This window comes from Microcoleus sp. D3_18a_C4, assembly GCF_036702415.1.
GTDB lineage: Bacteria > Cyanobacteriota > Cyanobacteriia > Cyanobacteriales > Microcoleaceae > Microcoleus.
In genome coordinates, this window is the sequence record NZ_JAUBTI010000015.1 from 44,959 (window position 1) to 68,450 (window position 23,492).

Here is a 23,492-nt window from a genome sequence, read left to right on the forward strand (position 1 = left end):
AAAAATTGTTAGCGCTGTCTCGCGAGCGGTGAAAATTTGGCGCGGTTCTATAATAAAATCGAGGTGTCACACAATTCTGCTTTAGTTTGTACAGTAGGTCGTCATTTGCAAGCACAAGAGATTAAGGATCAGCTCAACTCCCTAATTAGCGACGCAGATCTAATAGATCCGAGTTTAGCGAGAAGATTGGATGAAATCAATCGCTGGGTGAAAGATATTAAACCCGGTTCGCTAACTGCTAAAAAATTTGTGATGGCTTTTTTGCTGCAGCTTATCCGAGATTCTCAGGTTTGGCTGGCAGTTCAATCTCTGCCTTCGGAAAGAGAACAGCAAGCCGCGTTTGAGTTAATGACGCCGGGAGAAAGGTATTGGTACAGCTATCTATTTCCTAAATGGCTGAGCGAAAACGATCGCAAATTTTACATCTGGAAACAAAAACTCAAGGCCGGCGAATTCGATCCGGGAGATGATATCGTGATTCGTGCGATCGCAGCCCGAATTGTCGATCGCCAAGGCACCGTTTTGTATCGATATGTTGCAGATCTTTCTATGGCAACCGATTCCATCGTTAGCAACCGCCAACAGCAGCCCCTCTGCATTCAAGTCACAACTCTTTCGGATGAATTCTCTGAACAAAAATATCAGAATTGGCAACAAACTCTTCAAGATTGGGGGATTGACAGAGGATTATTTTTAAGTTATGATAAAAACGATGCAAATTTCCTGAACCAGTTAGTTAACATTGCATTATATAATAGTGATAATTTGCCCGCAGGTCGTTACCTCAAGTTCCCGTAAATCAAGCAGATATGCTGCTGAGAATAGTTCGACTGCTCCAAACTCTGTGAAAAAAAATTTGACTAACTCACATATTGCACAATTCTCGACAATGGCAAAAGCCTAGTCCCCAGACAGCTTCCTGCAAAAGGGAAGGCGGAGCAAGATTCTTCCTCCCCTTTTCTGTTTCCGGGAGGAGTCTGCCAGACGCTGGCAACAGGTGCTTGATACCAAGGCTAAGCAGGGAAGATTTACCGCAGCAATCAATAAGAGTGAAATAAGTAGCAACTCGGCCTAAATTGAATTGAGATTTGATTTAATCGCCGTGGAATTGTGGGAAAAAAAATCAAATTACATCAAAATCAAATACTATGACTGTACAAGGTACGAGCATCGTTGAAAATAACTTGCAAAAAGTCTGGGAAGAACTGGAAGCAGCCCGAAAAATGCAGGATGACTGGATGAATTACGGGGTAGATTTTGTGGATTTGTACGTGGAAGATGCTGGCGGGGAGTGGTTGGAAAAGTGGGGAAAATGTGAAGAAGAATTAGAGCTAATAAAAATTAAACAGGTAGATATTGAAGCAGTCAAAGCAGCGATCGACCTTTCCAGCTTTCAGCAGACAAAACTGCTGGAAATTGCCTTGAATTGCCGTTACTCTACCAGCTATTACTCCGATCGCCCCCAGGAGTCTCCCGCTTGGCAAGAGGTTAAGTACAAACGGCTGTCACTCTTAGGCGCAGCGATTTTCGGTGCTGTTGTTACCGATTACCTCTACCGCGAATATCCAGAACTCGATCCCGATGCTATCTCAACCTTAAAAGCTGGTTTAGCAGATCCGAAAAAACTTGCGGATTTTGCACAAAATCTGAAATTAAACGAACTCGGTTGGCGCGTCGGGAATGGGAAAGAAGCCGACAAAAGCGAGCACACTAGGAATTTTTTGGAGGCTTTTGAAGCTTTGTTTGGCGCGATTTACTTGGAGTTGAATCGCGATTTTTTCCGTGGGGGAAACTGGCTGATTCAGCACTTGATTGAACCCAACGTTAGCCAGCATGAGGATCTAACTGGGCCGCGACAAATAGGGCCAGAAAACGAGGTGAAACGGCGGGAAATCCTCGGTGCGGATATTCTAGATGCGATCGCGATCGACTATTTGTACAACCGCTTTCCCGAACGCAACGCCAGCCAGCTAACTCGCTGGAAAAATATGTTAGTGGCCAAAGACATTTTCCCCAAAGACTTTAAGGCAAAACTAGGCAGTCAGTACCTGGAATTGAGAAGCAATTTCTCGCGTACCCGCGACTGGTTGGTGGATAACTTTATCCAAACCGCAGTTGACGAACTGGAAGAGGAAACAGGCGATAGACTAAAATAAAATCAACTTGTCAAAAAAATTGGGGAAACAGCAATGGTTACACAACTGCAATCTCCCGAAAAATCAAATATCATCTACCCCGACGATAACGGCGAACCGATGTCAAACAATACGGATCAGTTTCGATTAATTGTTTGGATTAAAGAAAACTTAGAATTGATGTTTGCCGATGATCCAAATGTTTTCGTAGCAGGTGACTTGCTTTGGTATCCGGTTGAAGGAAATAATAAACTTTGCCAAGCACCAGATGTGATGGTAGTTTTGGGCAGATCAAAAGGATATCGAGGTTCCTACCAACAGTGGCATGAAGATAATATTGCACCGCAAGTCGCGTTTGAAATTTGGTCGCCGGGAAATCGTCTGACTCCGATGATTGAAAAATTCAGATTCTACGAACGCTACGGCGTGGAAGAATACTATTTGTACGACCCGCAAACATTAGAACTGACAGGATGGTTGCGGGTTGAGTCACAATTAGAAGCGATCGAACAAATGGACGGTTGGGTAAGTCCCAGACTGGGAGTGCGGTTTCAATTATCAGAAACAGGACTCGAAATGTTCGGGCCCTCTGGAGAACCGTTTAGGAGTTTTGTGGAACTCGATCGACAGATCCAGCAAGCCGAGGCGCGGGCCGAACAAGAACGGCTGCGGGCCGAACAGGCAGAAATGCTGCTGGAACAAGAACGATCGCGATCGCAAGCTTTGGAATCAAGACTCCGAGAAAGGGGCATCGATCCCAATCAATTGTAAGCACAACTGCAAAATTAAACTATTGTGGAACAGGCCCTCGTAGCCTGTTGTTGAGTTTTCCAGGGCGGGCTCTCCTGCCCAACCCACAATAAAATAGAATTATCGTGGAACAGGCCCTCGTAGCCTGTTGCTGAATTTTCCAGGGCGGGCTCTCCTGCCCAACCCCTACTCCCCACAATAAAATAGAATTACGGATTTATCAGTGGGGTAAGTTCTAAAATCTAAAATCCAAAATCTAAAATCTAAAATCGATTGATGCCCCCATACCCTAAGCGAATTCTATGCAGTTGCAGCGCCAATTTAGCGGACAACTGATTGCGATCGACACCAAAACCGCGATCGCCAGTGGGGGTGAAGGTCGCATCTACCCGATCGCCCAAGACTCGTCCCTTGTAGCAAAAATCTACCACAAACCGACAGACGAAGACGGCGACAAACTCACAGTCATGTTCAGTATGCCGCCGGATGCGCCGATCGCGGAACCCGGGCACGCTTCCATTGCTTGGCCGATCGATTTGCTGCATACTGTCGGCGGGCGAGAAAAAATCGTCGGTTTTGTGATGCCGCGCGTCAACAAAGTGATGCCGGTACACACTTTCTACACTCCCAAAACCAGGCGCGAACAAAAACCGCTATTTAGCTATCTTTACCTCCACCGTACCGCCAGAAATCTCGCCTCGGCTGTAAACGCCCTCCACGTCAGGGGTTACGTCATCGGCGACGTAAACGAATCGAACATTCTGGTGACGGATACGGCTTTGGTAACGCTGGTAGACACGGATTCGTTTCAAGTCCGCGATCCTTATACGGGTTACGTTTATCGGTGTCCCGTGGGGAAACCGGAGTTTACGCCGCCAGAGTTGCAGGGCCAGACTTTCCGGGATATCGATCGATCTCCAGAGCACGATTTGTTCGGTTTAGCGGTATTAATTTTTCAATTGCTGATGGAAGGTACGCATCCGTTTTCGGGAGTTTATCTCGGTAGCGATGAACCGCCGCCTTTGGAAGCGAGAATTCGATCGGGCCATGTCCCCGGATGCAGTAGGGGCGGTGCCCCCGTGCCCGCCCGCTACCGCCCGATGCCCGCTGCGCCTCCTTTTGAGATGCTGCATCCGCGACTGCGGCAGATGTTTATCCGCTGTTTTGAGGAAGGGCACGGCAATCCTTCGGCGCGCCCGGATGCGAAAACTTGGGTGAATGCGATTCGGGAAGCGGAAGATGCTTTGGTAACTTGCAGCAAAAACAGTCAGCATAAATACGGGAATCATCTCAGTCGGTGCCCTTGGTGCGATCGGGCAAAACTCCTCAAAGGTCGCGATCCGTTTCCTTCGCGCCAAGCAGTCAGCCACGGATTGCACTTGCAGCCCGCGAAAATCAAGCGTAAAAAGCCCCAACCACCGCCCGTCGTACCCCAGCCCGCAGTGCGCCGGCAACAGCCCGCCACGGGGCTGCCGCGCCCCCTCGGCCAGTACGCAGTGCCGTTGCTACCGATGCCGATGTCTTCTCGGAGTCGGACTCCTGCGCCTCAGCTTCCAGTGGGCAAGTTTGAGCGCATTGTTCAGGATGCTGCTTGGGGAGGTGTTTGGGGTAGTTTGTGTTTGGCGGCGATCGGGGGGATTTATTCGGTAATAGCTGAGGGCGGCGGCGCTATTTTGGGGGCGATTTTTGTTGGTACGATTTGGGGCTGTTTTTTTGGGATGATGTGGGGCGTTTTTACTTTGCCGCCGAATCAGATTTGGCGGAAGTGGGGGGGAGTTTTGGTGGGGGCTGCTTGGGGGGCTTTTTTGTTGGCGGCGATCGGCGGTGCGGTGTTTGGCGCAATTAATAGCACTCCGGGAATTGGGGAGAGGATTTTGGCTGGGGCGGGGGTTGGTGCTGTCTGGGGCTGTGTTTGGGCGAGTTTTCGGCCTCCTCTGGCGCTGCCGGCGGGGAGGGTGTGGGGCCGGCGGGGAGGGTATTTGGGGGCTGTCTGGGGCTCGTTTGTGGGGACTCTGGCTGGTGTTTTTTTGGGGGCTGGGCTGGTGGTTTGGCAGCAGTACGGTGTCCAGATGCGGCCGGTGGATGAGTTTGCGCGTTTGCTGCTGGGTGTGGCGATCGTGGCGGCTGGTGTGGGTTCTGTTGGGGGTGTGGTTTCTGGGGGTTTGTTGGGTTTTTGCGGGTTTGCGCCGAAGTTGCCGATTTCGTTTCAGCCTTCGGGCTTGAAGGGTGGGAGTTTGGGGGCGATTTGGGGCAGTTTTTTGGGGACTTTGGCGGGTGCTGTGTTGGGGGGGGTGGTGTCTGCGATGTTTCCGGCTGTTAGCGCTGGGGTGCCGGTGCAGTTGGGGCCTGTGGCGGGGGCGATCGTGGGGGCTGGTTTGGGGGCGATTTGGGGCGTGGTTTCGGGTACTGTTTGGGGGGCTTTGGGTAAGTGGTGATCGGGTTGATGTGTGTTTTTGGGTTGAAAATGCGTCTAGGAGTAGGTGTAAAAATCGAGGTGTTAAATTGGGGGGCTATAATGTATATGCTCTAAGGGTTAGAGGCAGTTCCAGCTTAAAATGGTAGACGCAATCGCTGAAATCTATGCAGGACAAGGGTTTGAGGGCTGTCTGAAAAGTTGGGTATTGACAAGTCGAAGGCTGAAATGGTACTTTTGTTTTATGCAGACGCAAATGAACCTTGAAAACCAAATACAGCAAAGCTTCTGGAACGGGCGGCCGCAATTAACCAAACTCCCTATCAGGGATTGAAACTGGATTTTCTGCACACCATTTTTCTGCCTCAGGCCGCAATTAACCAAACTCCCTATCAGGGATTGAAACCGCGAACCAAAGGACTTAGAGCAATTTAAAACCATTGGCCGCAATTAACCAAACTCCCTATCAGGGATTGAAACGATTCTGTAGATTCCGGGGAATCTTGCTGCAAGCCGCAATTAACCAAACTCCCTATCAGGGATTGAAACCATCGCAGAAAGTGGGGAACTTCCTCAAGGTGTCGTGCCGCAATTAACCAAACTCCCTATCAGGGATTGAAACTACAGAAAGGAAACGAAATATCTTTTTGCACAGAGCCGCAATTAACCAAACTCCCTATCAGGGATTGAAACAGTTCATCTGGGCAACCGAGTAGAGTTCGCCCTTGCCGCAATTAACCAAACTCCCTATCAGGGATTGAAACACTCCCCCACGGAGTCCTAAAAGTCCCCCCGGAGCCGCAATTAACCAAACTCCCTATCAGGGATTGAAACATTGGCGAAACCTTCCTCAAAGCTACCGCCGGAGGCCGCAATTAACCAAACTCCCTATCAGGGATTGAAACCTGCTATTAATCTATCAGCTTCTTCGGCTTCATGCCGCAATTAACCAAACTCCCTATCAGGGATTGAAACCGGCTGGGTTGTTGCCTTCTGCGTCGTCTTCCCGCCGCAATTAACCAAACTCCCTATCAGGGATTGAAACTTGCTCCAAGTCTGATGCTGAGCCAAACCGTCAGCCGCAATTAACCAAACTCCCTATCAGGGATTGAAACTTGAGGAGAATAGAATCAGCATTTATCCTAGTGGAAAGCCGCAATTAACCAAACTCCCTATCAGGGATTGAAACAGTCAGCCCGATTACGCGCGATCGAGCTTCTGCCGGCCGCAATTAACCAAACTCCCTATCAGGGATTGAAACGCAGGCGATTTGAGCGATCGCGATTTTGTGATTAAAGCCGCAATTAACCAAACTCCCTATCAGGGATTGAAACTCAAGAAGCGATCGCAAATCCGACACCTCAGCGGCCGCAATTAACCAAACTCCCTATCAGGGATTGAAACCCTTGAGTGAATCCCAGCTTTTGAATGGCTCCCCTGAGCCGCAATTAACCAAACTCCCTATCAGGGATTGAAACATCGCACGGTATGCCTTTTGCTCCTGCTGGGTCGCGCCGCAATTAACCAAACTCCCTATCAGGGATTGAAACTAAACTTTTGGGATTGATTTTCACGCTTTTATGGCCGCAATTAACCAAACTCCCTATCAGGGATTGAAACGCCTTAGCTGCGAATGCCAATAGAGCCGTATTGCCGCAATTAACCAAACTCCCTATCAGGGATTGAAACTAAGCGAGTTGCTACCAAAAAAGCAAATGTGCCATAATGCCGCAATTAACCAAACTCCCTATCAGGGATTGAAACCAACGCCTTTTAGGGTTGAAGAATAAGGCAGCCTTGCCGCAATTAACCAAACTCCCTATCAGGGATTGAAACCCGGTTCCGCTTCCGGTGCATCTGCGATCGCTTCCGCCGCAATTAACCAAACTCCCTATCAGGGATTGAAACGATGGGCTGTTCTAGCAGCCCTTACAGCATCTTGCCGCAATTAACCAAACTCCCTATCAGGGATTGAAACCTACTGGATCAACTTCAATACCAGCACCTACGCGCCGCAATTAACCAAACTCCCTATCAGGGATTGAAACAGCACTAATTCCATCCTGACAACCGCCTGACGAGCGCCGGCCGCAATTAACCAAACTCCCTATCAGGGATTGAAACAAGGGGAACAATGGACAATCAGCAGCCCGCCGTAAAGCCGCAATTAACCAAACTCCCTATCAGGGATTGAAACGAGAAAATAATGATGAATATGCTGCAAAATCGCTTGCCGCAATTAACCAAACTCCCTATCAGGGATTGAAACGCCGATTCTGTACTCGATTCGATCGTTGAAAGGCGCCGCAATTAACCAAACTCCCTATCAGGGATTGAAACCTCGCCCAAAATTACATTAAAGATGTCGCTGGTTGCCGCAATTAACCAAACTCCCTATCAGGGATTGAAACCCGGACACCCTTCTTAACTTCAATCGCAATCCGGCCGCAATTAACCAAACTCCCTATCAGGGATTGAAACCCAGCAATTCTCCCTGAGTCACTTCGGCAATTAATTGCCGCAATTAACCAAACTCCCTATCAGGGATTGAAACTCCATCATTCCTCCTCATCTACTAACTCAGTCAAGCCGCAATTAACCAAACTCCCTATCAGGGATTGAAACACCAGCTAACATCGCCGTGAAAAAATCATCTGCCATGCCGCAATTAACCAAACTCCCTATCAGGGATTGAAACAACTACAAGATGCAATCAAATTTGAAACATTCAAAGCCGCAATTAACCAAACTCCCTATCAGGGATTGAAACGCGGCGGTTGACGCAGGTTCCCAAACCCAAATCGCCGCAATTAACCAAACTCCCTATCAGGGATTGAAACCACCTATCCGATCGGCTGACGGTCAGCTTATGTCTCAGCCGCAATTAACCAAACTCCCTATCAGGGATTGAAACAACCTTATCGTTTGCAGCTCCCCCGGTGCATTTTTCAGCCGCAATTAACCAAACTCCCTATCAGGGATTGAAACTTCAGGTTTACCGGGAGACATGACACAGGCCGCGCCGCAATTAACCAAACTCCCTATCAGGGATTGAAACTACTCAAAGGACAATAAAGCAGATGAAGCCAGCGAAGCCGCAATTAACCAAACTCCCTATCAGGGATTGAAACACCTTACAGGAGTAACTTACGTTGCTCCAACAGGGGGAGGCCGCAATTAACCAAACTCCCTATCAGGGATTGAAACGCAGCGAGCAGAGGGCCCGCACCAGCAACAGCACTGCCGCAATTAACCAAACTCCCTATCAGGGATTGAAACTTGAATTGCAAGAATTAATCATCTCTCAGTGTCTTGAGCCGCAATTAACCAAACTCCCTATCAGGGATTGAAACCAATGAACTTATCCTTGTTTGCACTATCTTCTAAGAAGCCGCAATTAACCAAACTCCCTATCAGGGATTGAAACTGCTGGCGGTATGAGCCAGAAATGCGGAGATAAGCCGCAATTAACCAAACTCCCTATCAGGGATTGAAACGGGGCGCTTTAAATTCTAGCGGCACGTTGTTTCTTGAAGCCGCAATTAACCAAACTCCCTATCAGGGATTGAAACAGAAGATGCTATCTCTTTATCAATGGGATATCGCCGCAATTAACCAAACTCCCTATCAGGGATTGAAACAAAAGGGTAGCGGAGGATTGGCGCTTACTGGAGCCGCAATTAACCAAACTCCCTATCAGGGATTGAAACGGCAATGCCACACTCGAACCAACGGGGATTTAGGCCGCAATTAACCAAACTCCCTATCAGGGATTGAAACTTCAGGCCGATCGCCTACATAAAGGATTTGCTCAAAGCCGCAATTAACCAAACTCCCTATCAGGGATTGAAACAGTTGCATTGAAGCTACTTGCTCGCCTAGATTTGAAGCCGCAATTAACCAAACTCCCTATCAGGGATTGAAACGTTATAATAGCTGTATAGATAATCGACAATTAAGCCGCAATTAACCAAACTCCCTATCAGGGATTGAAACTGCTACCTTTACCAGGTACGCTACCAGCGCTAGGCCGCAATTAACCAAACTCCCTATCAGGGATTGAAACTTTACAATTGCCTGCGGTATTCTAAACCTGACAGGGCCGCAATTAACCAAACTCCCTATCAGGGATTGAAACAGAAACCGATGGCGTAAAACTTGAACAGTCAGCGCCGCAATTAACCAAACTCCCTATCAGGGATTGAAACAAAAAAGTCTGATAAGCAACCTTCTTTTAATGCGAGCCGCAATTAACCAAACTCCCTATCAGGGATTGAAACTTTTACTTTCAATATTGGCGCAGGAGCGTTTGAGCCGCAATTAACCAAACTCCCTATCAGGGATTGAAACATCCAAATATAGTCAGACTTGGCTCGGCACTTGCGGGCCGCAATTAACCAAACTCCCTATCAGGGATTGAAACACGCGCAAAGTAACAAAAACTATACGATCGTCGATCGCTGCCGCAATTAACCAAACTCCCTATCAGGGATTGAAACAAAACTGGCGCTTTGCGAGATAGTTTTACCTATGCCGCAATTAACCAAACTCCCTATCAGGGATTGAAACACAAAATCGAGTTAACCCGATTCTCAGGATAACAGCCGCAATTAACCAAACTCCCTATGAGGGATTGAAACTGGAAACTCCCCAATGGTGGAGAAAAGCCGTGGGATGCCGCAATTAACCAAACTCCCTATCAGGGATTGAAACGACAAGGTGGAGATATGTTTCTATCTTCCAGTTTGCCGCAATTAACCAAACTCCCTATCAGGGATTGAAACACGGGGTCAATCGCCGCGCATCCTCCCTGGTTGCCGCAATTAACCAAACTCCCTATCAGGGATTGAAACCTTCCCTAATGTAGTCATCAACAATCCATTCAAAGCCGCAATTAACCAAACTCCCTATCAGGGATTGAAACCATCTAATAGGAAAACCCGGCTCTGGCAAAGGAAGCCGCAATTAACCAAACTCCCTATCAGGGATTGAAACGCTATACTGCAATCATTGGGGCAAAGGATGAAGCCCATGCCGCAATTAACCAAACTCCCTATCAGGGATTGAAACGATATTGATGATGATGTTGTTGTCTTCGGACATTTCGCCGCAATTAACCTAAATCCCTATCAGGGATTGAAACTTTCGGAAGTATTCACCAGAGGAGGAGACAGGAGGAAAGAGGGTATTCTTCTCCTGACTCCTGACTCCTGACTCCTTCTTCGCCGCCATCAACCTAAATCCCTATTAGGGATTGAAACGTACCGGAGCAAGCCGTTTGCTACTGCTGAGGAATTAGACACGAAAAACCGCTAAAATCGAGGCCCAGCAAGAGTGAAATGCCTTCCCCGGCAGAGCCTGGAACGAGATTTTTATCCGCGTTCTCTGCGGTTTAAAATTCCAAATATTAAGAAAAACTACAATTTGTGTTTGCGTCACTCAAAATACGCTAGCGTCAAAAGTATAGAATCATACCAAAATCTGAAGTTGCTCGAAAATGCAATAAAAATTAACCTAGAAAAAGTCTAGAAAATGGTAGAGAACTGATTGCACCAAGAGCAATGGAAAACAAGTTTTCGGTTGGAGGGAATATGAACGAAAAAGTCCTTGGGGCCACGCGGAACGTTGCAATTGTTGGCCCTTATTTAAGCGGGAAAACCGCACTGCTCGAAAGTTTGCTGTCGGTGACAGGGACAATTACCCGCAAAGGAAATGTCAAAGATGGCAACACAATAGGTGATAGTTCGCCGGAAGCACGCGATCGCCAAATGAGCGTAGAAGTAAACGCCGCTACCGCTGAATATCAAGGCGTCCGCTTCACATTTCTCGACTGTCCGGGTTCGGTAGAATTTGCCCAAGAAACTTACAATGCACTCATCGGTGTGGATGCGGCGATAATAGTTTGCGAACCCGTTGCCGATCGCACTTTAACCCTCGCACCCCTGTTTAAATTCCTCGACGATTGGGAAATTCCCCACCTAGTTTTCATCAACAAGATCGATCGGGCTTACACAGACGAAACCACTTGCGGCACCAACTTCACCGAGGTGATCGACGCGCTCAAATCCGTTTCCAGTAGACCGATCGTACCTCACCAATATCCGATCGGCAAAAACGAACAAATCATCGGTTTTATCGACCTAGTAACCGAACAAGCTTACCACTACCATCCGGGCGCCGCCGCAGATCCCGTCCCGCTTCCAGAACACCTCAAAGCAGAAGAAAGCGCAGCGCGGCAGCAAATGCTCGAAGAATTGGCCAATTATGACGACCATTTACTCGAAGAATTGCTCGAAGAAATCAATCCCGACGCCGAAGAAATTACCCGCGATTTAAAGATGGAATTAGGCGCAGATTTAATTGTGCCAGTATTCATCGGCATCGCCGAACAAGATTTCGGCGTGCGGCCTCTGCTGGAAGCTTTGCTGAGGGAAGCGCCGACACCGGAAACAACAGCCGATCGGCGCAGCATTATACAAAGTGAAAACAAAGTTCTAGCTCAAATCCTCAAAACTTATTACACACCGCAAGGAGGCAAACTATCGTTAGTGAGAATGTGGCGGGGGACGCTGGCAGACGGAGCAAATTTGAACGGCGTTCGAGTTAACGGTTTGTACCGCTTGACCGGCCAGCAAACGCAAAGTTTGCAATCCGTCAGCGCGGGAGAAATTGTGGCGGTGGGAAGGCTAGAAGGCTTGAGAACAGGCGATACGCTGGCGATTGACCGATCGGAAGAATTGCCAAAAGCCGAAATCATCCCCCCTGTCTACGCACGGGCGATCGTCCCAGAAAAGCGCAACGATGAAGTTAAGCTGAGCTCCGCTTTAGCTAAATTGCTAGAAGAAGACCCATCTTTAGTCTGGGAACAGCACGGCGACACTCACGAAATTATACTTTGGGGTCAAGGCGAAATCCACCTGAAAGTAGCTTTAGACAGGTTGCGCCGCAAGTATAACTTGCCGATGACAACTCACTTACCGCAAGTGCCGTACAAAGAAACCATCCGCAAACCTGCATCTTCCATCCACGGGCGCTACAAACACCAAAGCGGCGGGCACGGACAGTTTGGCGACGTGTACCTCGACATTACACCGCAGCCTCGCGGAGAAGGTTTCACCTTTACCGACAAAATAGTCGGCGGCGTCGTCCCAAAACAGTACATCCCCGGCGTGGAAGTGGGTGTGCGCGAGTATTTGGATCGCGGCCCCCTGGGTTTCCCGGTGGTAGACGTAGCGGTGACGCTGACGAACGGTTCCTACCATACCGTTGACAGTTCCGAACAAGCTTTCAAGCAAGCAGCGCGTTTGGCGATGCAGGAGGGAATGGCCAAGTGCGAACCGGCATTGCTGGAGCCGATCGCCAAAGTTGAAATTTGCGCTCCGAACGAGTGTACATCAAAGGTGTTGCAGTTGGTCAGCGGACACCGCGGCCAAATTCTCGGCTACGAAGGTAAAAAAGACTGGAAGGGATGGGATGCAGTTTCTGCTTATTTGCCGATCGCAGAAATGCAGAATTTGATCGTAGAATTGCGATCGCAGACAATGGGAGTAGGATTTTTTAATTGGGAGTTCGATCGATTGCAAGAAGTGCCGGAACCTTTAGCTAAGCGGGTTTTGCAAACTAACGGAAATGGCAACGGAAACGGTAAAAATTAAGCCGTAGGGGCGGGTTCACCAACCATTTCTGGAATCATTAAAAGGATAAATAAACCCGCCCCCCCCCACGGTAAATCTGAATGTACATTGCGATTGTTTGTTGGGTGGGGGCGGGTTTTCGAGATTGTTTGTTTCAGGCTATTATGGTTGGTGGAACCCGCCCCTACGGGATTGTGTCGCTTGATTCAAATTACAATTTGAATGTAAATTTGATTGGTAAGGGCGGGTTCACCAAAAATATATAAAGATGACCAACTATATATAAAAACCCGCCCGGCCCCACGGTAAATCTGAATGTACATTGCGATTGTTTGTTGGGTGGGGGCGGGTTTTCGAGATTGTTTGTTTCAGGCTATTATGGTTGGTGGAACCCGCCCCTACCGATTTTAATTATGATTCAGCTTATTCAGTCAACTCATTTAACCCCGAAATAATATTCTCGCCTAGCACTAACGCATTTCTCGCTTCTCTTTGTAAGTTAAACATAGTATCTTCATAATCAGCTTTATTCCTAAGTTCTCTCAATCTGCTTAAATTTTCACCTATTTTGACCAGGTTTTTCTTTTTAGTTGGGTGGTATATAAATTCTTCTGCTACATATTGATGTTCGTTGATATCGCGATTCTTACGAAAAAGTCTTGGGTCTTTTTCAATGTCGCGCAAGTAATTTCGCGCTAGGCAAAATGTCGAATAGTATGCTCTACTTATCGCCGATCGCAACTTGGCTTCCCTGTTAGGTGAACTTTCACTATTCGTGGCCGCTAACTCTTGAGCTAAATTCAAATATTCAGACCAATCACATCTCATTTTACTCCCATTCAAGGCTAATATGTAAATCATTTTTGGGGGCAGCTATTTTAGCTTCAAGCCACCAACTATCATCAAGGATGTTTAACTTGGCAAAAGCTTCCTCGACTTCGAGTTTAGTGTAGATAGCAATCCACAGCGATCGCCAATTGGCAATTTCTGGATCGGTTTTCACTTCCAAGCCTAATCTTTCCGTAGGAAACAGCGCTCGAATGCGATCGTAAGCTTCTAGAATCAAAGGTGCGATCGCTTCTTGTTCGATGATGATTTGAAAACTTTCTATAGGGTTTTCAACCGCGTACAGGCTTTTGATTTTATTAAAAGATGCAATGAAATTGTCAAAGGCTTTAGCTATTTCAGAGGGATTTTCCCTTTCTTCATGCGGCTGAGGAAAGGAAGGGCTTAAATTTGCAGCATCCGTGCTGTAAATGCTGTCACTTCTCTCGTTGTAGCGTTTGTCTTTTGATTTTGCTTGGTACTGAGCTTGTAAGTCGAGGCGTTCTTTTGTGTAAATTTCGTTCAGAGTGTGGTTTTGTTCGGCTAATTTTTCTAAAGCCAATATCTGACGACTTATATTCTCTTCCAAGTCGCCAAGCTGGACAGATGAATCGAGTTTAGCTAAAGCAGCGCCAAGGGCTTGCAGACTAATAATGTCTCTTGCTTTCATAATAGTCGATGGTTGGGAGGTTAGGGATTAACTTTACCAGTAATCGTGAAACCTGTCTGGATCTTCTAGCAGATTTGGCGGTTGAATGTACCTTTGGTTCGTAGAGGCGGGTTCACCAACAATATATAACGATGACCAACAATCTATATAAACCCGCCCCCACCCCACGGCCAATCTGAATGTAAATTTCGATTTACCGTGGGGAGAGGGCGGGTTTTCGAGATTGTTTTTTCCCGGCGATTATGGTTTGTGAAACCCGCCACTACGATCGCACAAATTAGACGATCGCGAATCAACGAGACATGATATTAGAGAACTCCATAATTCATCCCTGTATCCGTGTCAAAATCCGTGTCGTGCCTTCTTCCTTACCCTAAAAAGAAATAATCAAGTAACCATTCAGGAACTTAGCACCAGTAACTGATTTCCCAGTTAGCGCCGGAGGCAGCAAAATATTGCGCCGCTGATCGCCCGCTTCGATCGTCACTTCCGGCCCGGATTGAATCAATTTAATTTCTTTCTTGTCAAACCCAGGCAAAAACAAACTAACTTGACGCTGTGCAATGTTTATGTTAATGGGTTGAGGAGCTTTTGCGGCCTGAGAAAAATCTGGCAAAGCATCAATTAGCGGCTGCCAATTATTGTCACTGTGCGCCGGAACCGAAACAGCCGTCAAAGGATCAAACTCGGCAGTAATAGCTTCTGTAACCGGTGCTTGATTAACAATGACACCGCCCACAGTCAAACTAACTTGTTGAGAACTTCCCCAAAGATAGCGGGCAGTTGCGATCGCACTTGCATCTCCAGTCGTCACCAAAAAAGCCGCCGTGCGGTTCGGATCTGCCAGCGCTTCCTTACCCTTATCCAAAAGATTATCGACTTGCTTAGTAGATTGAAAAGCATTGTCTCCCGACATATCCACAGTCAACACGGTACTGACAAGCGGTTGAATAAAAGGCGACAAAGCTTTACCCAAATCCGAATCTACCAAAGCTTGGCGGAAGCGGCGGATGTACCAACTCAGAATTTCCGGCATTCCCAGCATCCGCAGCGTATCCATGCCGCCATTGCCGTCATAAACAATTACATCGTATTGTTTGCTGTCGTCGTATTCCCGAAGTTCATTCAACGCCAGCGCGCTGTCCATTCCCGGTAACACCCCTAATTCTTGACCGTAAATCTGCTTGAAAAAGGGAGTGCGGACATATTGAGCTTCTAGTTGTTTAACTTCGTCCCACCTGCGTTCTAGCAGTGGCCCGCTTTGCACCTGAACTGCTTTGAGGTTGGGGGCGATTTCCTGGGGGGTGAGAGTCAGGGGAACCCCTAGCAGAATACCCAATGCAGGGCCTGGATCTTGGCCGAGCAGCAGAACTCGCTTGCCTTGAGCGGCATATTTTTTAGCTGTTGCGATCGCGATCGTACTGCGGCCAGTGCCGCCTTTGCCCAAAAATGTCAAAATCAAAGCCATTTTCTGTTCTCACTGCCAAAGCTTACTCTTTAACATTTAAGCGCAACCTTCAGCGAGAGTGGGGGAGGGGGAGAGTGAAGGAAGAGGAGAGGCGGCGAGTGGGAGAGTGGGAGAGGGGGAGAGTAGGAGACGAAAGGAAACACAGTTAAATTCAATCCGTGTATCCGTGTCCGAATCCGTGTCGTGCCCCCCTTCCTTCAACATCTGTTAAACGGGTTCTAGCTCATCTTCAAAGAACCAAGTCGAAAAACCGTCAAACTTGACAACCACGCCTACTCCGCTACCGTCAACCATTCTGAATCCGTCAACAGTGCCTACTGGATTCTCTTTTATCCTGCCCACCATATTCGGAGGTATCCGATCTCTGAGACGGCGCACCTTCACTCTCTGACCTACTTCTATTGCCACTGAAATTGTTCTCCTGCTCTATATAACCTATATACAACCGTTTATTTTACAGTTTGGCGTCTACTTCGGAACAGCAACACCCGCAGGCGATCGCTCCCTATGATTTTCCATCGAAATTTCCACCAACTTTCCCTAAAAGACGGTATTCTAGTCCGAGTTGGTCGATCGTCTACCCTGATTCGCTTGGGTTTGCTTCATCATGTTTCACAGCGGCAAGCTCCACTGGCAGAGGCTGTTCAACACTTAGATAATTATTCTTTATCGCTTCCCAAAAATAATCTTTTTATTAATTGCCACAACTACAGGGTTTCTCTCAAATTAGTCATCCTTCCGGCAGAGGCCAAAAGGCCTTCAAAAACAGTAATTAATTTTATGTTTGCTATATATAAATCAGCGCTCTCTGATGTTGACAGCGGCGAAATTTCATGCTGCAAAGGACTTTGAGTCGGGTTGGCACAAAATTCCGAAGGTCAGATTTGAGGAAACTCCCAGGTTGTAACAGTTTACTAAAATATGACCCTAAAAAAAGTTTTAATGCTAAACTTTCAGGCTGATAAAATTTATTTTTGCTGCTGTGTTACGGCATAAAAAGTGGAACGATTGCCGGATTTAGGGAGTCTAATAGAGGAAAGGAAGTCCAGGAACTTCAATATGACAAAATTGAAATTATGAATAAAATTTTTACCTGTGGGCGATCGACCAAAATTCCGCTCCTAAGTTTGTCCTTGGCTGTGCTGGCGAGTCTGTCGCCCTTTCGTGGGACGATCGCCAGTCCGCCCTCTCCATCCCCCAAACAGCCGTCCAACACTACTAAAATTGTCTCAGTCGATCGACCGCCAGCACTACCAATTGGCTCAAAATCTCCAACAAATCCGGCAACACTGGCGGCGAATTCATCCCCAGCAGAGACGATAAAAGCTCAGGGAACAGCGACGGGGCGATCGCTCGAAATAGAAGAAATTCGCGGTACAGTCAGCTTTAAAGGGCGGCCAGCGGTTGTGGGCGATCGGCTACTCGCCCCCGGAGATGAAATCATCACCGGCCCCGATTCCACAGCCCGTTTAGGCATCGACAACGACATCGGCGTCGTGGAAGTTGCCGAAAAAACCGCAGTCAGAATATCCAATTTGTCAAGCAGTGCAGGTGGGGAAAAAGACACAGCGATTTTTGTCAGCAGGGGGCGAGTCAGGTTGTCGATCGGCAAAACTGCTGCGACAACTCCCGCAGCCAACACCTCAACAATTATCCCGCCGAACCAAATAGTCGCCCTCAATACCTTCAGCGGACTCGGCCAATCCAGTCAAATTGCCCAAAAAACCCGTTCTGCCAAAAGGGCCCCAGTCAGGGTTGAAACCCCAGAAGGCGTTGCCGGAGTCCGCGGCACCTCCTTTGGCGTCAGCGTCGGCGGCGGCAAAACCGCAGTCGAAACTATTGAAGGTGAAGTCGTAGTATCCGGTGGCAACACCGACTCAGAAGTAGTTCTCAACAGCGGCAACTCCACGACAATTTTCCCTCAAACCTCACCCGTGGCGCCCTCAGCGAGCCCTCGCCTAGCTAAACTCAAAGTCCGCAGTTTGTTGAGAGTCAGCGGCAATATCTATCGCCTCAGCGGTCAAATTAACCCGATCGACACAGTTTATGTCAACAACGAAGAAATTAAGATCGATCGAAATGGCAACTTCAAAATCCAAGGAATTTTACCTCCAAGTCGCCGCCTCAAAATCGTAGTGCGAGGCCCGTCAGTCACAGAAAGGCATTACAGCTTCGCAGTTCGCTAAACAACCTATCGTCGCGAGTAATGTACGCGGGCAGTCTCTGAGGACGTGAGTTAGATCTGAGATGTTGCACCATTCTCAATAAGCTTTTTAGGAACAGGCTTTCCGGCCTGTTCCACAAGAAAATTCACTCTTTGTGGAACAGGCCGAAAAGCCTGTTCTTGACAATGGTGCAAGATGTGAGTCGATCGCACTTTTTGCAGATACAAGCGGCTGATTTTTGTGAAGAAATGCTCGAAGAGTTCACATATTCTTCATCCAATGCTTGAACAGGTTTTCTTTAACCATACTTTGCCGCATAACTTCGAGCAAGTATTCCTGAGCTTGGTCTTGGCTTAACCTTTTGACTTCTTCGCGCAGCACTTGAAGTTTGAACTGCTGTTCCATGCTGAGGCTGGTTGTAGGCATATCCATAAATCGCTCCTCCAGTTTGCTGAGATTGATGCGAAATTGATCGGAATGACGTTTCGCAGGATTTGTTGTGTCTCCTACATTGTAAACTATCATAACATTCCCTTGACAATATGTCCAAAGTAGACATTTTGAAACTAATTTGTGTCGCAAAAGTACATCAAAGTGGGGGGAGCCTTATCATAAAAAGGCGTAAAGACAGGGAAGCCTAAGCCAAAGGAGCTAGTTCGTATGGATGCAATGGAGTTTTTTCAAAGCAGTGCTGGGGAATGGCGTTCTCAGCGCAGCACTCACCACCTCGCTTTCCGCCAAGCGGAGATTGGGGATTCAAATATTCAGGTAACGGCCCTGGGTGCGGATGACGCGCGAGTGGCCGATATTTGCAAGATGCACGAAGTCGATCCGAGCCGGGCTGCTGGGGGGGCTTTTGTGACTTGGCACGGCTCGATGGCGTGGGATAAGGATGATGAGAATCATAAAGGGTCTACAGTGTTCGCGATCGTCCCCGATCCTGAAAATCCCCGGCAGGGCTTGATGTTGCGGGAACGGGGCTATGCGGAAATTGTGCCGGTGGCTGGCCGTTTTGAGATGGATGATGAGGATGGGCTGCTGCTGATTACCGAATACGAGACGATGAGTTCGATCGAGCGTTTCTGGTTTGCTAATCCGAACGTGCGGATGCGGACGAGTACGGTAAAGCGCTTTGGCGGTTTCAGCACATCGACTTTTTGTACCGAAATTCGGGTGCAACCAGACTCGGATGCAACATCAGAAGCAGCAGCCGATCAAGTGGCCGGCAGCGAGTTTTATTCGGCTCTGGGTTGGTAATTTATTTGACTGTGAACGGTTGACTGTTTATGGTTGACTGTTTACGGTTGACTAAAATCTGCCAACTGCCAACTGCCCACTGCCAACTGCCAACTGCCCACTGACAACAGTCAACAAATGTTACAGATTGTTGCAAAAAATCAGGAAAATCAGATTTAGATTGCGGGAATCCCCTAATCTGTATGTTGGTTAGTTGTATCCGTTTTGCTGGCAGCTCACGGTGTCAACTATTTCTGAAATTTGAGATAACGGAGATTTTAACGTGGCGCTTCCTTTATTAAGCTACGCCCCCAAGAGCCAAAACCAGCGCGTTGCGGGTTTTGAAGTAGGGGGCGACGAGCAGCCGAGAATTTTCACAACTGAAAATGTGCTCTCGTCTGGAGACATGGATAATTTGATTTGGGCTGGATATCGCCAGATTTACAGCGAACACCAAATCCTCAAGAGCAACCGCCAAAAGTCTTTGGAGTCGCAACTCAAGTTCGGCCAAATTACTGTGCGGGACTTTATTCGCGGTTTGGCGACTTCTTCTCCTTTCTTGGAGCGGAATTACCAAACTAACAGCAACTATCGGTTTGTAGAAATGTGCGTGCAGCGCATTTTGGGCCGGGATGTTTACAGCGAGCGCGAAAAGATTGCTTGGTCGATCGTGGTAGCCAATAAGGGGCCTCAAGGCTTTATTGACGAGTTGGTCAATAGCGAAGAGTACCTGGAAAAGTTCGGCTATGACACAATTCCTTACCAGCAGCGCCGAATTTTGCCTCAGCGAGTTGGAGGGGACACTCCTTTCAACTTGAAGACGCCTCGTTACAACGAGTACCACCGTTCGCAGCTTGGCTTCCCGCAAATCATCTGGCAGACAAGTGTTCGCCGTTTTGTTCCTCAAGAACAGCAGCCCAAGGCTGGCGATCCGTCGAACTATTTGGGTATGGCGCGCAATATGCCCATTCCTACTACTCCGCCGCAGCGCGTGGCTCTGGCTAATATCAATATCGAGACGATGGTTCCCCGTCGCCGGTAATTGATGCTGCCCTGATGCAATTATTTGTGTCGGGCGATCGACTGAATCGATCGGCTTTTAGGCTGAGAGAGTTTTGAGTCTTGAGTTTTGAGGTTTGAGTTTTTTGATAAACTTGGAATCCAAAACTCGGGACTCATAATTTTTTGTCATTAGTCATTAGTTATTAGTCATTAGTCATTAGTCATTAGTCATTAGTCATTAGTCATTAGTCATTAGTTATTAGTCATTAGGAAGAAAAATAATTCGACCTTTTCTCGTTGTTAACTATAAGTGCATAGGTGCATTTATGCAGCCGCAATATAACGAAGATGCTGGAAAACCATTGCGTCGCCATGCTCAACAGCTTCGTACCAAAGCCTTATACAGGTACGGTGCGGCGACAGGGCTAGTGTTGTTGCCACTGCTGGTATACGCGGTAGCACCTTTTGCTCCTTTATTTTTATTTTTGGTCGCGGCTATTTTGATAGGGGCATTAATCGCCCTTCCGTTGATTGAGGACGGGAAAACGTTTTGGAAGTCGTCTCAGAGATTTGACCAAGGGGCCTGTGGTGAAGAAAAGATTCAGCAAGTTTTGGAGTCCTTAATCCAATCTGGATGGATAGCTGAGTACAATTTAAGATTGCCGGAAGTAGGCGATATCGATGTGTGGCTGCGATCGCCTAAAGGAGTCAATTTTATCCTTGATGTGAAGTCTCACTCAACCGTAGTTCAGTTGGATGGGGATGTGCTCAAGCGTCTATCTTACGACGGGAAATTGATAGATTTTAAGAAAGATTTTCTGGCACAGATTGCCAACCAAGCTACGGCTATAAAAAAAGCTAAGAAGTTAACTAAGGTCACTCCAGTAGTTGTATTTAGCGATGCCAAAGTGATTTTGATCAACAAAAAAAAGATTAGGGGTGCTTACGTCATGGAACTGGGCAATCTGGTATCAAGGTTGCAAGAACTCGATCGCACCTATAAAACTAGATAAGATTGGGAGAAATGAGATAAACGGCTACCTTGATATGTTTGACATCAACAAATTTGCACACAGCAGTACATCCCAGACTTGCACTAGCATCTAACCCACATTCCGCACCCCCAACAGGCCCACACGCAGTTGGGGTGCCTCTTGAGAGTCCTTAGCCCAAGATAATAGTCAGTAAAAATACCCTGAATTCTGTGTCAGGAGCACATCAACCAGTTAGAGGACTCTCAAAATTGACCTTACGGGCATGATTCATATCTTTTTAATCTATAAAAACTCAAAAATCTAGTTCTAACTCAATACGGTTCAGTTAAGGAAAATTGTAACGCAAATGTTGGGCGGAGTGAAACCGAGGGTTCGTTCCACGGGCCCAACCTACGCACGATCGGTTTTTTTAGCACTAACCCAAGCGTATTGGTGGAACATCTTCCTCCCTATTCTCCAGAGTTACAACCAGCCGATCGGTTATGGAAATTGGTGGATGAACCGTTGGCTAATACTTGTGTTAAAACTATAGATGAACTCGAAACAATATTAGTTGAACGAGGTCGGTTGATCCAGGAGAATATGCAGGTATAAATTCGGAATCTAACCAACTATCATTGGTTAAGCTATGACTAATTTGTTTCAGACTTTTGAAAGCCGGATTCCGTATAATGTGCCGCCACAGGTTCAACAAGTTATTGAGAATAAAGTGGACAGCCAGTGATTAGGTTTCAACAAGCTTGGTTGACAGCCCCGCAAATTCGCCGCCGGGAGTCACCCCGCCAGCTTTTTGAGTACATTTGCACCGGGGAATTTCACTTTAAAAGTATGAGGGATTACAAATTAGGAATTATATTAGCTCTCTACTTTGCGGTAGCAATCCCTAACTTAGCTCCCTTAATTCGGCGTAATCGATCCATAACTTCCACCACATTTCCGTGATTGACGTTTTTATCCGCATTCAGCACAATTAATGAGCTCGGATTTGACCCCATTACCTGTCGCACTGTACTCTCAATCTGCTCTAAGTTGACTAACTTTTTATCAACCATTAATTTTCCCCGATCATCAATGGTGACGGTAATTTTAGCAGGCGAGTCCTGAACTTGAGAGGTTGAGGCTTTCGGTAAATTTACGGGCAAACCCTCGGATTTGGATAAAGACAGAGAGGAAACAATTAAAAACGTCAATATGGCGAAGACCACATCAATCATTGGCACGATGTTAATCTGGGGAATACTATCAGGTTCATCGGGTAGGCGCATAATTAGATTCTCTTGGTAATTTTTCGTAGCGGTGACGGTACAATAGCTCTAACTGGCCTCCAGCTTCCTGAATAAAAGCAAGCTGCTGTAAGTAAAACCCGCGAAACATATTGGCAAATAAGAGTGTAAAGATTGCCACAACTAACCCTATTGCCGTAGAGACGAGGGCTTCGCTAATCCCAGAAGTAACGCCTGCAGCATTGGTGCCCGTGGCATTCCCCAGTTTGAGCGAGGAAAAGGTGGTAATTAACCCCAAAACTGTTCCGAGCAACCCAAATAGTGGGGAAAGGCTGATAATGGTGTCAAGTATTGTATTGAATCGCTTCAGGATAGGGATTTCTGCCTGAGCGCCACTCTCTAGGGCCAAACGAAATTCTTCGATGTTGGGCGAGTCTAATTCTAAAGCTTCTAAAAAAATCCGGGCTAGGGGCAAATCGCCGTTTACTTGTAACTTTTTGATGGCGGAATCGGGGTTTTGACTGTAAAGCTGTAGCACTTCTCGCACCACTCGCCGCTGCCGCCGATTTACCCTAAACCAAAAGGCAAGACGCTCTACGATCAGCGCGACTGCTGCGATTGAGGAGGCCAATAGCGGCCAAGCAACAATGCCTGCGGCGCGAAAAATGTAAATGAAAGCATCCATTGATTTGTACTCTCGCTAGCTCAGTTGAATGATCGCAAGCTGCCTAATGGTGCAATTAGATCGAAGGCTGGTAGAGTTTCTGCGTCAAGTCGGCACAAGTGATTCAGACTGCGAATTGTTTCACTCAAGCGCGATCGCGATCGCAAGCGCGATCGCAAGCGCGATCGCACTACCTGTATGTGACTATCTTCGTCTGTACCCAAAATGCTCCTACTGCGATCTCGACCGAGATCGCGACAGATTGTTCTGCCAGTGCTTCTTTGCTAAATATTTGCGTTAGGACTTGACAAT

18 protein-coding genes and 1 CRISPR repeat array are annotated in these 23,492 nt (G+C 47.4%); of the genes, 10 read left to right on the top strand and 8 right to left on the bottom strand.

All coding sequences use genetic code 11. The annotated features are described in order from the left end of the window. Nucleotides 1-63: 63 nt before the first annotated feature. The 5 genes from QUB16_RS10180 (at nt 64) to QUB16_RS10200 (ending at nt 12,953) form a co-directional block, all read left to right on the top strand. Nucleotides 64-798 carry a hypothetical protein gene (locus tag QUB16_RS10180; protein WP_333315835.1) on the top strand — a complete coding sequence of 245 codons (735 nt, stop codon included), beginning with the start codon at nt 64-66 and terminating at the stop codon, nt 796-798. 350 nt (nt 799-1,148) lie between these two features. Then, the gene (locus QUB16_RS10185; RefSeq protein WP_333315836.1) at nt 1,149-2,156 is read left to right on the top strand and encodes a ribonuclease III domain-containing protein; all 1,008 of its coding nucleotides are present in this window, start codon (nt 1,149-1,151) and stop codon (nt 2,154-2,156) included. 33 nt (nt 2,157-2,189) lie between these two features. Then, nucleotides 2,190-2,906 (top strand): Uma2 family endonuclease, encoded by a 717-nt coding sequence (locus tag QUB16_RS10190; RefSeq protein WP_333315837.1) that lies wholly within the window; start codon nt 2,190-2,192, stop codon nt 2,904-2,906. A 281-nt stretch (nt 2,907-3,187) separates the two neighbouring features. Continuing rightward, nucleotides 3,188-5,320 (top strand): DNA-binding protein, encoded by a 2,133-nt coding sequence (locus QUB16_RS10195; protein WP_333315838.1) that lies wholly within the window; start codon nt 3,188-3,190, stop codon nt 5,318-5,320. Nucleotides 5,321-5,598: 278 nt separating this feature from the next. Further along, nucleotides 5,599-10,559: direct repeats of the CRISPR family, unit length 37 nt; unit sequence GCCGCAATTAACCAAACTCCCTATCAGGGATTGAAAC. A gap of 330 nt (nt 10,560-10,889) precedes the next feature. After that, complete coding sequence (locus tag QUB16_RS10200) at nt 10,890-12,953, top strand: elongation factor G (protein WP_333315839.1); 2,064 nt, start codon at nt 10,890-10,892, stop codon at nt 12,951-12,953. 402 nt (nt 12,954-13,355) lie between these two features. Here the strand turns inward: QUB16_RS10200 and QUB16_RS10205 are convergent, their stop codons facing one another. From QUB16_RS10205 to petP, 4 genes are all read right to left on the bottom strand, one after another. After that, nucleotides 13,356-13,793 carry a DNA-binding protein gene (locus QUB16_RS10205; RefSeq protein WP_333315840.1) on the bottom strand — a complete coding sequence of 146 codons (438 nt, stop codon included), beginning with the start codon at nt 13,791-13,793 and terminating at the stop codon, nt 13,356-13,358. Beyond that, entirely contained in the window at nt 13,762-14,427 is a 666-nt protein-coding gene (locus tag QUB16_RS10210) for a hypothetical protein (protein ID WP_333315841.1), read from the bottom strand. Before QUB16_RS10210 ends, QUB16_RS10205 begins: the two co-directional genes overlap by 32 nt. A 373-nt stretch (nt 14,428-14,800) precedes the next feature. Beyond that, nucleotides 14,801-15,895 (bottom strand): Get3/ArsA fold putative tail anchor-mediating ATPase NosAFP, encoded by a 1,095-nt coding sequence (locus QUB16_RS10215; RefSeq protein ID WP_333315842.1) that lies wholly within the window; start codon nt 15,893-15,895, stop codon nt 14,801-14,803. Between the two features lie 207 nt (nt 15,896-16,102). Continuing rightward, on the bottom strand, nt 16,103-16,303 hold the full coding sequence (petP, locus tag QUB16_RS10220) for a cytochrome b6f subunit PetP (RefSeq protein WP_190735912.1): 201 nt from the start codon (nt 16,301-16,303) through the stop codon (nt 16,103-16,105). A 99-nt stretch (nt 16,304-16,402) separates the two neighbouring features. On the opposite strand from petP, the gene QUB16_RS10225 reads away from it, so the two are divergent. Both QUB16_RS10225 and QUB16_RS10230 read left to right on the top strand, forming a co-directional pair. Continuing rightward, on the top strand, nt 16,403-16,747 hold the full coding sequence (locus QUB16_RS10225; RefSeq protein ID WP_333315843.1) for a hypothetical protein: 345 nt from the start codon (nt 16,403-16,405) through the stop codon (nt 16,745-16,747). A gap of 224 nt (nt 16,748-16,971) precedes the next feature. Next, nucleotides 16,972-18,081, top strand: a complete 1,110-nt coding sequence (locus QUB16_RS10230; protein WP_333315844.1) for a FecR domain-containing protein — start codon at nt 16,972-16,974, stop codon at nt 18,079-18,081. 240 nt (nt 18,082-18,321) lie between these two features. On the opposite strand, the gene QUB16_RS33545 is transcribed toward QUB16_RS10230, so the two are convergent. Then, entirely contained in the window at nt 18,322-18,585 is a 264-nt protein-coding gene (locus QUB16_RS33545) for an NblA/ycf18 family protein (protein ID WP_445251110.1), read from the bottom strand. A 135-nt stretch (nt 18,586-18,720) separates the two neighbouring features. On the opposite strand from QUB16_RS33545, the gene QUB16_RS10240 reads away from it, so the two are divergent. From QUB16_RS10240 to QUB16_RS10250, 3 genes are all read left to right on the top strand, one after another. Beyond that, nucleotides 18,721-19,317: a phycobiliprotein lyase gene (locus QUB16_RS10240; protein WP_333231532.1), complete on the top strand. Its 597-nt coding sequence runs from the start codon at nt 18,721-18,723 to the stop codon at nt 19,315-19,317. Between the two features lie 262 nt (nt 19,318-19,579). Next, entirely contained in the window at nt 19,580-20,338 is a 759-nt protein-coding gene (locus tag QUB16_RS10245; RefSeq protein WP_333315845.1) for a phycobilisome rod-core linker polypeptide, read from the top strand. A 286-nt stretch (nt 20,339-20,624) separates the two neighbouring features. Further along, entirely contained in the window at nt 20,625-21,311 is a 687-nt protein-coding gene (locus tag QUB16_RS10250; protein ID WP_333315846.1) for an NERD domain-containing protein, read from the top strand. 845 nt (nt 21,312-22,156) lie between these two features. Here the strand turns inward: QUB16_RS10250 and QUB16_RS10260 are convergent. From QUB16_RS10260 to QUB16_RS10270, 3 genes are read right to left on the bottom strand one after another with little or no spacing between them, the layout of a single operon-like run. Then, the gene (locus QUB16_RS10260; protein ID WP_333315847.1) at nt 22,157-22,558 is read right to left on the bottom strand and encodes a biopolymer transporter ExbD; all 402 of its coding nucleotides are present in this window, start codon (nt 22,556-22,558) and stop codon (nt 22,157-22,159) included. After that, nucleotides 22,542-23,201 (bottom strand): MotA/TolQ/ExbB proton channel family protein, encoded by a 660-nt coding sequence (locus QUB16_RS10265; protein WP_333315848.1) that lies wholly within the window; start codon nt 23,199-23,201, stop codon nt 22,542-22,544. Before QUB16_RS10265 ends, QUB16_RS10260 begins: the two co-directional genes overlap by 17 nt. A gap of 20 nt (nt 23,202-23,221) precedes the next feature. Further along, on the bottom strand, nt 23,222-23,404 hold the full coding sequence (locus QUB16_RS10270) for a hypothetical protein (RefSeq protein WP_333315849.1): 183 nt from the start codon (nt 23,402-23,404) through the stop codon (nt 23,222-23,224). Nucleotides 23,405-23,492 lie beyond the last annotated feature (88 nt).